The organism is Micromonospora sp. NRRL B-16802, assembly GCF_001279555.1.
Classification (GTDB): domain Bacteria; phylum Actinomycetota; class Actinomycetes; order Mycobacteriales; family Micromonosporaceae; genus Micromonospora; species Micromonospora profundi.
On sequence record NZ_LGEB01000001.1, the window covers coordinates 23,039 to 37,247 of the forward strand.

13 protein-coding genes are annotated in these 14,209 nt (G+C 68.6%); 4 read left to right on the forward strand and 9 right to left on the reverse strand.

The window, feature by feature from the left end; all coding sequences use genetic code 11:
• Positions 1-44: 44 nt before the first annotated feature.
• From ADK66_RS00115 to ADK66_RS00125, 3 genes are read right to left on the reverse strand one after another with little or no spacing between them, the layout of a single operon-like run.
• The gene (locus ADK66_RS00115; protein WP_053651398.1) at positions 45-1,109 is read right to left on the reverse strand and encodes an aminotransferase class I/II-fold pyridoxal phosphate-dependent enzyme; all 1,065 of its coding nucleotides are present in this window, start codon (positions 1,107-1,109) and stop codon (positions 45-47) included.
• Positions 1,106-2,338, reverse strand: a complete 1,233-nt coding sequence (locus tag ADK66_RS00120; protein WP_053651401.1) for a hypothetical protein — start codon at positions 2,336-2,338, stop codon at positions 1,106-1,108. Before ADK66_RS00120 ends, ADK66_RS00115 begins: the two co-directional genes overlap by 4 nt.
• Before the next feature lie 49 nt (positions 2,339-2,387).
• Positions 2,388-3,452 (reverse strand): isocitrate lyase/phosphoenolpyruvate mutase family protein, encoded by a 1,065-nt coding sequence (locus ADK66_RS00125; protein ID WP_082377085.1) that lies wholly within the window; start codon positions 3,450-3,452, stop codon positions 2,388-2,390.
• Positions 3,453-3,628: 176 nt separating this feature from the next.
• Here ADK66_RS00125 and ADK66_RS00130 point away from each other — a divergent pair, with 176 nt between their 5' ends.
• Both ADK66_RS00130 and pyrB read left to right on the forward strand, forming a co-directional pair.
• Entirely contained in the window at positions 3,629-4,861 is a 1,233-nt protein-coding gene (locus ADK66_RS00130) for an ATP-grasp domain-containing protein (RefSeq protein ID WP_053651402.1), read from the forward strand.
• A 160-nt stretch (positions 4,862-5,021) separates the two neighbouring features.
• The gene (gene pyrB / locus ADK66_RS00135; RefSeq protein WP_197281379.1) at positions 5,022-6,035 is read left to right on the forward strand and encodes an aspartate carbamoyltransferase; all 1,014 of its coding nucleotides are present in this window, start codon (positions 5,022-5,024) and stop codon (positions 6,033-6,035) included.
• Positions 6,036-6,102: 67 nt separating this feature from the next.
• Here pyrB and ADK66_RS00140 read toward each other — a convergent pair whose 3' ends face one another.
• The 3 genes from ADK66_RS00140 to ADK66_RS00150 form a co-directional block, all read right to left on the reverse strand.
• A complete protein-coding gene (locus ADK66_RS00140; protein ID WP_053651406.1) occupies positions 6,103-7,380 on the reverse strand; it encodes an ATP-grasp domain-containing protein in 1,278 nt (425 codons plus the stop codon).
• A gap of 10 nt (positions 7,381-7,390) precedes the next feature.
• Positions 7,391-8,803 (reverse strand): MFS transporter, encoded by a 1,413-nt coding sequence (locus ADK66_RS00145; protein WP_053651408.1) that lies wholly within the window; start codon positions 8,801-8,803, stop codon positions 7,391-7,393.
• Positions 8,804-9,147: 344 nt separating this feature from the next.
• Positions 9,148-10,203 (reverse strand): arabinan endo-1,5-alpha-L-arabinosidase, encoded by a 1,056-nt coding sequence (locus tag ADK66_RS00150; RefSeq protein ID WP_082377088.1) that lies wholly within the window; start codon positions 10,201-10,203, stop codon positions 9,148-9,150.
• Positions 10,204-10,335: 132 nt separating this feature from the next.
• On the opposite strand from ADK66_RS00150, the gene ADK66_RS00155 reads away from it, so the two are divergent.
• Positions 10,336-10,566 carry a hypothetical protein gene (locus ADK66_RS00155; protein ID WP_053651410.1) on the forward strand — a complete coding sequence of 77 codons (231 nt, stop codon included), beginning with the start codon at positions 10,336-10,338 and terminating at the stop codon, positions 10,564-10,566.
• Between the two features lie 471 nt (positions 10,567-11,037).
• Here the strand turns inward: ADK66_RS00155 and ADK66_RS00160 are convergent, their stop codons facing one another.
• From ADK66_RS00160 to ADK66_RS00170, 3 genes are all read right to left on the reverse strand, one after another.
• Positions 11,038-11,592, reverse strand: coding sequence for a DUF3592 domain-containing protein (locus ADK66_RS00160; protein ID WP_053651411.1), 555 nt, complete (start codon positions 11,590-11,592; stop codon positions 11,038-11,040).
• 97 nt (positions 11,593-11,689) lie between these two features.
• Positions 11,690-12,238: a carboxymuconolactone decarboxylase family protein gene (locus ADK66_RS00165; protein WP_053651413.1), complete on the reverse strand. Its 549-nt coding sequence runs from the start codon at positions 12,236-12,238 to the stop codon at positions 11,690-11,692.
• 68 nt (positions 12,239-12,306) lie between these two features.
• Positions 12,307-12,855 carry a carboxymuconolactone decarboxylase family protein gene (locus ADK66_RS00170; RefSeq protein ID WP_053652292.1) on the reverse strand — a complete coding sequence of 183 codons (549 nt, stop codon included), beginning with the start codon at positions 12,853-12,855 and terminating at the stop codon, positions 12,307-12,309.
• 153 nt (positions 12,856-13,008) lie between these two features.
• Here ADK66_RS00170 and ADK66_RS00175 point away from each other — a divergent pair, with 153 nt between their 5' ends.
• On the forward strand, positions 13,009-14,001 hold the full coding sequence (locus tag ADK66_RS00175) for a hypothetical protein (RefSeq protein WP_231639848.1): 993 nt from the start codon (positions 13,009-13,011) through the stop codon (positions 13,999-14,001).
• The last annotated feature ends 208 nt before the right edge of the window (positions 14,002-14,209 follow it).

Here is a 14,209-nt window from a genome sequence, read left to right on the forward strand (position 1 = left end):
TCCGTTGAGTTCCCCGACGGGGACACCCAGGGCGCCCGGGACGCTCACCGTGCTGCCTGAGGGGATGGAACCACCTCAGCGAACCCCGTCGCCTGAACCGTTTCGACCGCGCCGCGATGGCATGCCTCGACGCAGGCCACCACCCTGTCCAGGTGCGGCTGCGGCGGGACCGACAGCCGGATCCCAGCCGGCCAGCTCTCCGGGAACCCGCGCAGATCGTGCAGCAGTCGTGCCCGGTAACCGGCAGCCGCCAGGGCCTCGGTCACCGGCCCGGCGAGCGGGGTCTCCAGGCAGACGTAGTTGGCCGCGGACGGCCAGACGCGCACACCGGGGATCCGAGCGAGTCCGGCCAGCATCAGGTCGCGGGCGCGCTGCGCGGCGGCGATGCTGTCCCGTACGGCTTCCGGATGCGCCAGCAGGTGGCGCACAGCGTGCTGGGCGATGCCCGAGACGCTGTTGGGCAGCAGCCGCCGGCGGACAGACCCGGAGGGGTCGTCGAAGGCGGAGGACGCGACAAACCCGGCCCGCAGGGTTGCCAGCCCCCATGCTTTGGAGAAGGTCCGCGCGATGTACAGGTTCGGGTACGCGCCGAGCAGCCGCAGCGCGGAGTCCGGGGCGAAGTCGGCGTAGACCTCGTCGAGGATCACCGGGCCGGCTGCCCGGCGCAGCAGGTCCTCGATGTCAGCAAGGTCGAACTGGTAACCAAGGGGGTTGCGCGGCGAGGACAGTGCGATGGTGACGTCGGCGCGGCCGAGGTACGGCTCCAGTGCGGGAAGCAACTCGGCCGGTTCGCGGACCGGCACGCTGTGGTAGGCCCACCCCTCCTGCCGGGCCACCGTGGCGGCGAGGTGGAAGTTCGGTACGACGTCGACGACAGCACCACGGTTCAGCTCACGCAGCAGCACCTCGATAAGCTGTGTCGATCCGGCGCCGACCCGGATCCACGGCGTCGGGACCGTGAAGTGTTCGGCGATCGCCTCGGCTACCCGGCTGGACCAGGTGTCGTCCTTGGTGGTCAGGTCGACCGCTTCCAAGGCCGACAGGACGCCCCGGCTGTGCGCGGTGGGGTCCAGGAACTGGCTACCCGTCCAGGTCAGATCGAACGTCATCCGAATCTCCGTTTCTTGCCACCCAGCGGCGTTATCCGGGCACACCGCTCGTACCGGACGTCCTCCCTCGGTAGCAGCTCGGCCATGACCTCCCGAAGGGCAGGCTCCGGGTCGGCACCGATGCCGTCCGGCATCCACCGCAGCACCGCACCGACCGGCTCCATCCGCACCTGGAAATCCGCCAGGCCTGGAAGGAACCCGAGCCGCCGGGTGAGGGTCTCGGCCAGAATCGGACCAGTGCGGAACCTGACCTCCTGCGGCTCACGCCCCCACAGCCGGGCGAGCCGCTGAATGCCGTCGGCTCTCCCGGGGTCGAGCACCGCCCGGTCGCCGGTGCGGTACCGCGCGAACACCATGTCGCGGTAGATCAGATTCGTCACCAGCAGCTCGCCCTCCCCGGCGGCGGCCACCGAGCCCTCGCCAGTGCGCACCTCGAGGCGGACGTTGTCGCCGAACACCTCGTACTCCGGCTCGTCTGGACGAGTGGCTGCGATCAGCCCGCCCTCCGTGGAAGCGAGAGCGTCGACCAGAGGCGCGCCGAAGTAGCCGGTGAGCCTCGCCCGGTCGTCACTGTGCAGCGGCTCACCGCTCGTCAGCAGCAGCCGGGGTGCCCAGGTCGGGCAGGTGACGCCGGCTTGCAGGAGGGCCAGTCGCAAGTCGAGCAGGTAGGTGGGCTTGCCGTACAGGATGGCTGGCCGGAGCCGGTCGAACAGCGCGGCGAGGTCGGCGGCCGGCGCGGCGAGCTGGACCCGCGCGTACAGGCCATGCCGCAGCTCGGGCAGTGGCCGAACGACCGCCCGACGGGATGGCTTGTTGCTGACGAACGCGACCGCCACCGAACCGGCGTGGAACGTCTCCATCGGCACATCGGCGAGCTCGACGATCTGGTGAAAGAAGTGGTAGTTGACCGCGTACCACGCCGCCTCGTCGAGCCCCACCTCCAGCGGCTCGCCGGTGCTGCCGCTGGAGGTGATGGTGTAGGCAGGTGTCGCCCCTGCCGCCCGGAACTCATCGCCGCGCGCCCGGTACAGCGCGCGGTCGACGACCGGCAACCCGGGGAGCCGTCCGCCCCGGCCGCCGCGGTAGTACGGCACCTTGTCGTGCAGGTGTCCCAGCAGGTCGGCGACCGGATCACCGAGATTCGCCGACCGGTGCGACCAGGCCCGGTGGAGGCGGTCGGTTTCCTGGACCGGATCCAGGCCGGCCCCGGATGTGGCGGTTGTCGTCATGGTGCCGCGCCGCTGTCTGGGGCCGTTGTCGTCCTGCTGTCCATGTGGCTCAAGCCGACGTCGGGCCCGCGCCGACCAGGTGGTTTCCCGCAGGCCCGCCGTCATCGGCCAGCGCCTTCAGCGAGCTGCCCGCCGGGTGGCTCGCGTACAGCTCTTTGGCCAGCTCCAGCTCGGCGTTGTTGGTCAGGTCGAACACCTGCGACAGGTCAGCGATCTCGCCTTCCAGGTGCAGCATCGTGCGCTGCTCGCGCAGGGCCACGCAGAGCTTTTCCATGCTGCGGATCGCTGCCCGAAGGGTCTGGTTAGCCCAGATCGCCACCGAGATTCCGGCCCGCTCGAAGACATCCGCAGGCACCTTCGAATATTTGGTCGGCACGATCACGACCGGGACCCGTCCGTCCCACGAGGCCATGAAGCTGACGATCTCGTCAGGTGAGGTCATCTTGGAGTGGATCAAAATGGCGTCGGCGCCCGCCTCGGCGTAACCGCCACACCGGTCGGTGGCCTCGGTCATCGACCGGCCGGCGACCAGCGCCTCACATCGGGCGACCAGGAAGACCTCGTCCCCGACCGTGTCCTTGGCTGCCTTGATCCGGCCACCGAACTCGTGCGGGTCGGCCAGTTGCTGTCCCGCACCTATGAACGAGTTGGTTTTCGGGAACAGCTTGTCCTCGATGCATCCGCCGCCCACATCCGCCCGTTGCAGCCTGCGCATCACCAGCCGGACGTTGTTGAAGTCACCGTATCCGGTGTCCAGATCGACAAGTGCCGGCACCGAGACCCGGTCCGCCACAAGCTCGGTGCGCTCCATGACCTGGGTCCACGAGAGCTCGTTGGAGTCACGGAGGCCGCTGGAGGCCGAGAGCCCGAGCCCCGAGACCCATACACCGGGAAAGCCACAATCCTGCGCAATCTGCGCCGACAGGGCGTCGTGCGCTCCCATCAGAAAGTCCAGCGAGGGACGCTGGAACAGGTCGGCGAGGCTCTTGGCCTTGCTCATGGTTCTCCTCACGATCACGTCGTCCGTGGAGTTTCGAGCGTCGACGGTGACGCGAAGGCACGTGTTGCTGCGGCGCGGACATGTGCAATGGGGACAGTCATGGACGTCCACCATCGGTGTCCATAAAGGACGCTGCGCAGCGCTTGCTCAGCCTGCCACGCCGCATCGGGCTTTGTATACGCTAGGTCGCTGCTCGTTGCAGTCGCATCAACCTGCCAGTTGGCTGGAATACACCACTGGGTCTGTCTAATTAGTACGAATGACTATCACAATCGTCGATCTGGAGCCTGATGACGGTGTTCAAGCACGTGCTCGTCGTAGCCGGCGCTCGGGATGTCACGCCGGTGCTACGTCGCCTCAACCCCGCCGTCAGCATCACCACCCTCGTCGCGACGCAGCGACTGGCAAAGGTCCGCCACCCGACGGAGTGTGCGCGGGTACTCGCTCTCGACGAGGCCGCTGACCCGCAGGAGTGGGTGGCCGTCGCGCAGCACGTGCACCGACGGCAGCCGATCGAGGCGGTCGGGGCGTTCGGCGAGTTCGACCAGGACCACGCGGCGGCCATCGCGTCGGCCCTGAACCTGCCGTTTCATCGCGAAGAGGTCATCGCGGCCGTGTACGACAAGGTGGCGATGCGCCGCCGGCTCAGCGCCGCGGGCGTCGAGGAGGTGCCCTCGACGACCGTCTCCACGGTCGGAGAACTGCGCCGCTTCGCCGACGACCACGGGCTCCCCGTGATCCTCAAGCCCCAGTGCGGCACAGGCAGCCTCGGCATCGTCAGGGTCGATGATCTCACTGACCTCGATCAAGGGCTGGATCGTGCGGTCCACTCGGCACCGCCCGGGTCCCCGGTGGTGGTCGAGCCGTTCCTCACTGGCGCCGAGGTGAGCGTCGAGGCTTTCTCGGAGCGAGGTGAGCACCGGATCGTCGGCATCACCCACAAGATCAAAGACGACAACTTCGTCGAACTCGGGCATGTGGTCCGCGAGCCTGGCCCCGACGACAGCCACGTGGTCGCCTACGTGCGGCAGGTCCTGAACGCCATGGGAATCACCCAGGGCCCCACGCACACGGAGTTGATCCTCACCGGCGGAGGACCCCGCGTCGTGGAGACCCACACACGGGCCGGTGGCGACCAGATCCCTGCCCTGTTAGCTGCGGCGGCCGGCATCGACCTGGTGGAGCTGGCCGTCCGACAGGTGCTGGGTGAACGCGTACTCCCGCGCCTCGACGCGTTACTCGTCGCACCCGACCGGCCGCGCCGGGTCGGTGCCATCCGGTATCTGGTTCCGCCACGGTCGGGTCGGCTCGTCTCGGTGGAGCACACCGGGCACGCCGTGTCGCTGCCCTTTGTCACCGGGTGTGCGCTCCTCAAGGATCCGGGCGACGAGTTGATCACCCCCATCCGGGACTCCGTCGATCGGGTCGGCTATTGCACCAGCGTGGCGGACGACAGCGAGACGGCCGAGGAGGCCGCCCGACGGGCGATCGACACGCTCACCGTCACGGTCGGAGCGACCTGAGCGCCCCTTTCGACTTCACCTCACCGCTCACGGTGGCCGACGTCGGGTCAGGCGTCTGACCTCGGTAAGCTCCTACGGTGGCGAGTGCCCCGATGGGTCCGCCGTCGGGCAGGTGACAGGAGGCGGTCGAGTGGTGTTCGCCGGGGCGCACGTTCTTACCGTGGAGCAGTTCGAGCTGGCCCATATCCAGCGGCTCTTCGAGGTGACGGACCGGATGCTGCCGTACGCGCGACGGGAGCGGTCGACGCGGGTGCTCGAGGGAGCGGTGCTCGGTAACCTGTTCTTCGAGCCGAGTACCCGGTCGCGGTTGAGCTTCGGGGCGGCCTTCAACCGTCTTGGCGGATACGTCCGCGAGACCACGGGGTTCGCCTTCTCCTCGATGGCCAAAGGCGAGTCGGTCTACGACACCAGCCGCGTGGTCAGCGGATACATGGACATTCTCGTCGTACGGCACCCGGAGGAGGGTGCGGTGGCGGAGTTCGCCGCCGCAATCAACGTCCCCGTGATCAATGGTGGCGACGGACCGGGCGAACACCCCACCCAGGCGCTACTCGACCTGTACACGCTGTGCCGCGAGCGGGGACTACATCCAGGCGGGTTGGGCGGGATGCGGATCGCGGTGGTGGGCGACCTCCGCTACGGACGGACGGTGCACAGCCTCACCAAGCTGCTGGCGTTGGAGAGCGGGCTGACGTTCGTCTGCGTCGCGCCAGAGGAACTACAGATCCCGGACGAACTGGTGCTCAAGCTACGGCAGCAGGGACACACCGTCGAATTGACCGACAACCTGGCCGAAGGCATCCGCGACGTGGACGTCATCTACGCCACGCGGGTGCAGCAGGAGCGTCTGCCGCAGGGCAGCACCGTCGCTGCCAACGGGGACCGCTTCAGGATCGACGCCGCCTTGTACGACAAGGTGTGCCGGCCCGGCACCGTGCTGATGCACCCACTCCCGCGCGACAGCCGCGGTGGGGCCAGCGAACTCGCCGACGACCTCAACAGCCGTCCCGAGCTCGCGATTTTCCGGCAGACCGACAACGGCATCCCGGTCCGGATGGCCCTGTTCGCGCTCGTTCTCGACGTCGCCGACCAGGTCGCCGACACCGACCGTGAGGCCCGCTGGTACCGACCGGAGCGCTTCGGCGTACTCGATACCCGCGACATCCTCTCCTGAGCGACACGGCCGACGCCCCGGCACGGCACCCGGAGTGACCCGGTGCCGGGGCACGGCCTGCCACCTGTCACAGGGCTGTCTGGAAGCCGCCGTCGGGCACGGTCGGTACGGTCACGACCAACCGACACGCGGCGACGGCCGTGTACGCGCGACGCAGCGCCTCGTCGGCGGTCCCGCCTTCGGCACGGGCCCACACCACCCGGGAGTGCGAGTCTCCGAGCGGCACCACCCGATCGCCGGGGTGGGCCTCCACCGTCAGCGTCACTGACGGACCTGCCGCGCGGGCCTCGTCGAGCCCCTCCCACCGATCCACCTCGCCCGCACAGGGCGCCGTGCCGAACCAGATCGCCTGCGGACGAACAGGTGTCGCCGCCAGCGTACGGCGAACCTCAGGTAGGACCCGCTCGCCGAATGTCTGCCGCACCACGCACCCGATGAGGTCCACCCCGGTCGCGTCATGCACCAGGTAGGGGATCTCGTCTCCGGCGACCCGAAGGTGGGTTTCTATGGTGCGAGGCCCGTCGGGTGTGAGCACGAACTCGGTGTGACAGGTCCCGTCGCGTACGCCGAGCGCGTCGAGTACCTCGCTGGTGTGCGCCGCAAGTCCGGCGCGGGCGGCGTCGTCGATCACAGCCGGCACCACGTGCCCCAACTCGACGAAGGTTGCCGGGTCGGAGTATTTCCCGGTGTATGCCACGACGACGTGTTCGCCGTCTTCGGACAGCGACTCGACGCTCACCTGCGGCCCGGTCAGATACTCCTCCAGAAGCACCTCGGGTGAGTGGCGTCGGCCGGTGTGCTCCGTGGCCACGCAGCGCTGGTAGGCCGCCGCCGCCTCCCGATGACTACGGACCAGCGCCACCCCGGCGCTCGCCGTACCGTCGACGGGTTTGAGGACCCAGGTGCCCGGATTCGCGCGCACCCACTCGACGACGGCCGCCTCGTTGTCGAGCCGGACGGCCACGACCTTCTCCACGCCCGCGTCGGCGAGGACCCGCCGCATCAGGTGCTTGTCGTGCACAGCCGCCACCGTCTCGGCAGTGTGCGTGGACAGCCCCAGAGCGCTGCCGACCACCGCCAGCCGAATCTGGTCACGCTCGCCGAAGGATGCGATGCGGGTAACGGGGGAGGCCCCGTGAACCTGCTGCGCCGCCACGATCCACTCCTCGTCGGAGGCGTCCGCACGCAACCCGATGACACGCTCGTGCTCGTCGACGTCACGCAGCTTCGGCAGCAGAGGGAGCTGGCACAGCACCGACGTACGACTGCCAGCTCCATGCCGCCGCAGCAACTGGGGAATCTCCCGGCCGCCGCCGACGATCAGCACGTGTTCGGTGCCCGACATCGTCTCTCCTTCAGGTCTGCTCCGACGTCGACCCAACCGTCGGTGCACTGGCGCCGGCGACGGGTGTCGGGGCTGGAACGGGGATGCTGGGCGGCCGCGACCGGAAGCGCCGCGGGGTGTCCGAACGACGTGCCAGGCGGGTCTGGTTCTTGTCCGGGTCGCGTGCCCCGGCCAGCAGCGCACCCGCTCCGGCCGCGAACGCGGCGGCCAGGCCCAGCCACCCCAGCGGGCCCCGCAGTACCAGCCCGGTCATGACCGGCGGCCCGAACACCATCTGCGCCGACACGCCGACGTTGAACAGACCGAGGTACCTTCCGGCGAAACGGTCCGGGGCCAACTGGTGCGCCAGTTCGAATGCGCCCACCGTGTGCAGATTCTCCCCGGCGGTAAGCAGAACCACCGCCGCCGCGACCAGGAGGATAGCCACCAGCTGCGGCGCTGGCTCGGACGCAGCGAAGAGCGCGCACGCTCCCAACAGTGGCACCGTCGCTAGCAGTAGCATCCGCCGGGCCGCCGTGACGCCATCGGACCAGCGGGTCAGCGGCACCTGCACGGCGACGGTGAGCACGGTGTTCAGTGCCAGCAGGGGGCCGACCAAGCCGTGCGGCAGCGACGTGCGGGTGATCACCCAGAGTGGGAGGAGGGTGAAAAGTACCGAGTCGTGCAGCAGGAGGATCGCGTTTCCGGCCGTGAGAAGCACGTACGCGCGATTACGCAGCGGTGATGCTGGGCCGCCGAGCACGGGTGGTGGACCGGCCCCGTGGGCGGCGCTCGGGGAAGCGGTCAAGTCCGGCACCGCCTGCTGTACCGGGGCAGGCGCGGCGGTGGCCATTCCAGCGCGTCGACGACGTTCGATCGTGCGTACCGTGGTCAGCAGCACCAGGTACGAGGCGGCGTTTACCGCGAAGCCGGCCAGGAATGCCCCTCGGCCGCCAATCGCGATGAGGCCACCGGCACCCACCAGACCTACGCTCAGTCCGATGTTCTTCACCGTCCGTAGGGCTGCCATCGATTCGGAGCGGTTGCTTCCGGCGGCGAGGCACACGACGTAGGTCTGTTGCACCGTGCCGCTGGCTCGATCGAGCATCGTGCAGAGGCACGCGATGACCGCGTACTGCACCAGCGAGTCGACGAACAGGAAGCCGGTGTAGCAGGCCGCCCGGGTGACCAGCAGCCCACTCCAGACAGGGGCCGCGCCAAACCGGTCAGCCAGGTGGCCGGCGGGGAAGGGTGACACCAGCCCGAACACGCTGGCCGCCCCTACCACCAGGCCAACCTGCACGGCCGGAACGTGCAGCTCCGTCACCACGAAGACCGGAAGAAGAGCAAGGAAGAGCCCGCTACCGATCGAGTCCACGAGTGCGGCGATGGCCAGCGTACGGATCTGTGGCTCTCGCGGCACGTAGCGGCGCAGGAACCTCACTGCGGACGTTCCGCCGGTGTCACCGGCCAGCCGGCAGGAACCTCCATGCCCTGATCTCCTTACCGTTCGCATGTGCTCAGCAGTCACCATCCGGCACGGCCGATTGGGCCGGCGTGGGACCGCGGCGGGCAACATCGAAGTCCGTCAGCTGAAGAACCTCACCATGCTAACGGCTGAGGGTGACTGTGGACAGTGCGCACGTGCTCACCGTCGGCTCTGCAGTTGTGACCTGACGGCCGCCATCAGAGCGAAGTCGAGGAGCTTCCGAGCGGTCCTGTCGGTAGTCCAACGTCGCGGCCGCGCGGAACTCTTCGCAGCCCCCACATACTCGCAGCGCTGTCCTCTCAGTAGACGAACGGCCAGCCGGCGGTGTCGTAGCCGATGAGGTTGATGCCGAGCAGCGAAGTGCCGTTGTTCGCGTAGTAGTGGTAGACGAGCACGTCGGCGTCGCTGTCCACCATGACGGCCTGGTGACCGGGGCCGTGGATGCTGCCGTGGCTGGCAAGCACCTGGGTCGCGCCGCCCGCGTTCATCGGGGTGCCGTTGCGGTCGACGTACGGGCCGGTGACGCTTGTCGACCTGCCGACCATGACCCGGTACGTGCTGGAGGCGCCCTGGCAGCACCTGTCGAAGGACACCCACTGGTAGTAGTAGGAGCCGCGCTTGACGATCACCGGCGCCTCGATGGCGCCGCCGCCACGGCCGGAGATGCTGTGGATCGTGCTGTCGGCGCGCTTACCGGTCGTCGGGTTGAGCGCGATCAGTTTGATGCCGGACCAGAACGAGCCGAAGCTCAGCCACCATCGGCCGTCGGAGTCGACGAACAGGTTCGGGTCGATGGCGTTGAAGTTGTCCGAGGTACGGGTCTCGATCACCAGGCCCTGGTTGGTCCAACTGCCGGACTCACCTGTGGTGCTTGTCGCCAGGAAGATCGCCGACCGGTTGGACCCGAAGGTGGAGGCCGAGTAGTACATCCAGTACCGGCCGTCGCGGTAGGTGAGGTCCGGTGCCCACAGGTTGCGGCTGCCTCCGGTGTACGCAGTGGTCCACGGGGCACCGCCGGGGAACGCGCTGCCGGCATTGCGGAACGCGGTCCGGTCGGTGGAGGTCTTCAGGGCGATGTTGTCGCCGGTATGCGCCAGCAGATAGCCGCCGGTGGGCCGGCGCACAATCGTCGGGTCGTGCACGCCGACGTTGCCCGTCACCACTCCCGGGTTGGGGTAGGCGGCCGGTGGGACGGTCGGGGTGGCGGCGGCCAGAGGGACCGCGGCACCGGGCGGCGCGGCGTCCGACGGGCGCGCGGTCACCACCGCGCCGCCGGCCGCGACCACCGCGATAGCTGCGACCAGCACGGCGAGGCGGCTGCCAAGCCGGGGTACGGGGAGAGCTGACGGGATCATGGCAGCCCCTTCGGAGAGGAAAGGTGACCCAATCACCATACGTCGATCCTCGTCGATGTGTACGCCTATGTGTGTGCCCGGCTCCAACCTGGGTAGCGAATAGGGGTAGCCGTGACCCAAGGAGGGATCGAGATGACCGACCCCAGATATGCACCCATCGGGCTGGCCGCGCCTGAACGACTGATCGACGACGCCGGCCACGAGGCTGGCGGGACCGTCGTCGGAGCGGACGACGCTGCGGCCGACGCCGCCCGAGCCGGAGCGGACGTGGACCTGTCCCGCGCCCACCGCGACAACGACGGCACCCCGGTCGGTGCGGCGGACGCCGAGGCGGACCGCCGCCGAGCAGCCGACGAGCTCTGACCCCGGCTCAACCCCAAGCAGCCGAACGGGTGGTGAGCGCACTGCTCACCACCCGTCCACGTGTGTCACACGCCCCCGCACTTGATCGTGCACGGAGTTCGGCCGTCTCCTACCTGTTCCGGCTACCGGCCACTATCCCCAGTAGCACTTGACCGACTTGCAGTCCGGCGTGCAGTAACAAATCTTTCCCATGCTGCGCCACCAGGAATTGGCCTCGCAAAGGCAGTTGTACGCGGAGGCCGAGGCGGTCGGAACAAGACGCGAAAGCGCCTTGTATCCGATGTTCTCGATCATACGGATCATGGTTCACCCCTTCACAGCTCAAGCGTTCCTGGCGGTGCCCTGCGAACTACGGACCGCCTTCGACTCGATGCCGCAAAGCTTGGCAACACATCCTTGCCATCGCCCTTCCGTCCGCTTTCCACCTGTGGACAGGACGGACGGTAGAGGTTCACCTTCCCGCCGGCGTTGTCAACGCCGGCCGTACCCCTTGTGCTTGGAGCGGCCCGTGAATCTGCCGCCACCCCGTACCAGCGCGACAGGCCGGCGCCGGGTACGCCGAGGAAACCACCGGCGGAACGGAACGCGTGACAGCAGCAGCGGAACCGCAAGGACCAGGATCCCGAACCCCGCGGCCCCCAGCACTCCCTGCACGCGACCGCGATGCCCGCTGAGCTGGCCGAAATCCGTGACGAAGTCCCCAGGGTCGGCGGGGTTCACCCAGATCGACACCTCGTCTCCGGCTGACCGGCACACCTCGACGCAGCCGACCTCCTGCTCGTACGTCCGGCCGGACAGGTCGTACCGGAAATACATTGTGGTGGACGGGCTCTCCCGATTGCCGCCTTCCTTCGTCACGCGGTCGTCGACGACCGCCCGCGCCGGCACGCCCCTCGTCCTCAGCTCGGCTGCCCAGTCGTCCAGCTCGAACTGGGTGTGGAACGGCAGCCACAGCAATGCGCCTCCGGCCACCACCAGCAACACGCAACCGAGGTTCGCCCAGACCGACGAGCGTCGTCGCCACATGTTCACGCACGCATCATGGCGCTACCAAACAACAAACCGGTCCATGGGTACGACTGTTGCCGCCCTCGGCCGCCCGGGCGCGGATCGACAAGAGCGCTCAGGCCATGTTGCGGTAGCCGACGCTGGTGATCCTTTGGGCCGCCTCGTCGTAGAACTTCGGATCACTCGGGGCGAACGTGCCCAGGCCGTCGACGTACCTGTTGACCATGCAGAAGGCCGCCGCGATCAGCACCGTGTCGTGGATCTCCTCGTCGGTGGCGCCCTCGGTGCGGGCCGCCTCGACCAACTCGGGGGTGACCTCGCGGCCGCTGCGCTGCACGGCCCCGGCGATGTGCAGCAGAGCGCACAGTTTCGCGCCGACCGGGGCAGTGTCCACATCGGCGCGTACCTGGTCGACAACCGTCATGCCCTCGTCGAGCAGGGCCGCCGCGAATGCCGAGTGCGCCGAGCAGCAGTAGGTGCACTCGTTGCGACCGGAGACGTACGCGGCGATCAACTCCCGATCAGCCGTCGGCAGACTCAGCGGCCCACGCAGCAGGGTTTCGGCCAGCTCCATCATCGGCTTCCCGGTCACCGGCCGGTACTTCATCAGGCCCCGGACCCCGGGAAACTCGGTCTCGTCCACGCCCAGGTCGATGTGTGCCATTGCCTGCAACTCCGGGTTCTGCTCGTAGGTGGGCAGGGCTCGGTGCGGTGACGCCGGGATCGTCGTCGTCAGACGACCTGGCGGTAACCGATGTTGACGATGCGGTCGGACGCTTGCGCGTACCACAGCGGGTCGGCCGCCGGCTGCGTGCCGAGGCCGTCGACGTACCTGTTGAACATGCAAAAGGCCGCCGCGATGAGCACCGTGTCGTGGATCTCCAGATCCGTGGCGCCCTCGGCACGGGCCGCCGCGACCATTTCGGAGGTGACCTCCCGGCCACTGACCTGGACGGCACCGGCGATGCGCAGCAGTGCGCGCAGTTTCGCGGAGATCGGGGCGCTGTCCGGATCGGCGCGCACCTGGTCGACAAGGGTCATGCCCTCGTCGAGCTGCGCCGCCGCGTACGCCGAGTGCGCCGAGCAGCAGTAGGTGCACTCGTTGCGACCGGAGACGTACGCGGCGATCAACTCCCGCTCCCCCGGTGAGAGGGGGTGCGGCCCGCGTAGCAGCACCTCAACCAGCTCAAGCAACGGTCCGCCGGTCTCGGGCCGGAAGCGCAGGGGGCCACGGATGCCGGGGAGTTCGGTCTCGTCCACCCCTAGATCGATGTGTGCGATGGGGTCACCCTCCGGGAACGTCGAAGCTGGACTGTGATCGAACTTAGTGGATCTATCACTGCACCTCAATAGTGTTCGTGCGGTGACTCTCCGCTGAGGCGCCGGAGGTAGTCAGGGCCGAAGTCGGCTGAACCGATTCCGAGTGAGGTCCGTGTGGATGCCGAACGGCTTCCGGACGTACTGGAAGCGGAGAGAACCTGGGAGATCCCGAAAATGATGCGCAAGCACCTGGTGCCCCTCGTCGCCGTCATGGCGGCCGGCACGGTGGCGTTGTCGGCGTGCAGTTCGACCCCCGAGGCGCCTGCCCCGGCGAGGGCGTCCGCACCGGCCGGTGGCGAGGCCACGGCACCCGCGAACGACGCTGTGGGCGGCGACCTCGCGCTGCTCTCCGGCACCGCGAAGTCGAACAACTCGGCAGCCAACACCGGTGACTGGGCGGTGCCGAACGGCGGTGTCGCGGCGGGCGCGGCCCGGCAGTCGGCGCAACGGTGGGTCCAGTTGACAGCGAGCCGGGCAGGCGACCTCAACCCGGTGGTCGTCAACGGTGCGGGACTGACGCTCTACCGCTTCGACAAGGACAGCAACAACCCGCCCACCTCGACCTGCAACGGCGAGTGTGCCCAGACCTGGCCGCCGGTCACGGTGGCACCGGGCGGCAAGATCTTCATCGCGGGGATCAAGAAGTCAAAGGTCGGTACGGTCCGGCGCGCCGACGGCACGCGGCAGGTCACCATCGGCGGATGGCCGGTGTACCGCTTCGCCAAGGACACCAAGCGTGGGGACACCCTCGGTCAGGGCGTCGGAGGCACCTGGTTCGGCGTAACCCCGGCCGGTGGCAAGGCCGGCGCGCCGGAGGGCGGTCAGGAAACCCCGGGCACCGGTAACGGAACCGCTCCGCCCGCCACCAGCGCCGTCTTCTTCGACGAGGCCAACTTCAGCGACAACGGCGCCTCGCAGGGCGTGGCCGGCAACGGGTGCCAGAACCTGGCCCGTCCGGGCGTTGCCTCCTCCGTCGCGGCCCTCGGCTCGCTGAAGATCTGGGCGGGTCGCGACTGCACGGGCCGGTCCCAGGTCATCGACGGGGACGTCGCCGACCTGGCGACGATCGGCTTCGACGAGGCCGTCGTCTCGGTCCGCTTCAACTGACCGACGGTCCCAGCTCGACAAACGGGTGTGCCCCCCGGCTCCTTGCCGGGGGGCACACCCGTTTTCGTACCGGTCGAGCCGTGGCCGGCATGCGCCCTGTCGACCTTTGCCGATCGAGGTGCCGTGCCCGCGCCTCGCCGCCGCGAGGGCGACGAAAGATGAGGTCTCACAACATGGGCGCAGAGCCGATGGGCCGGGCGCTGGGCCA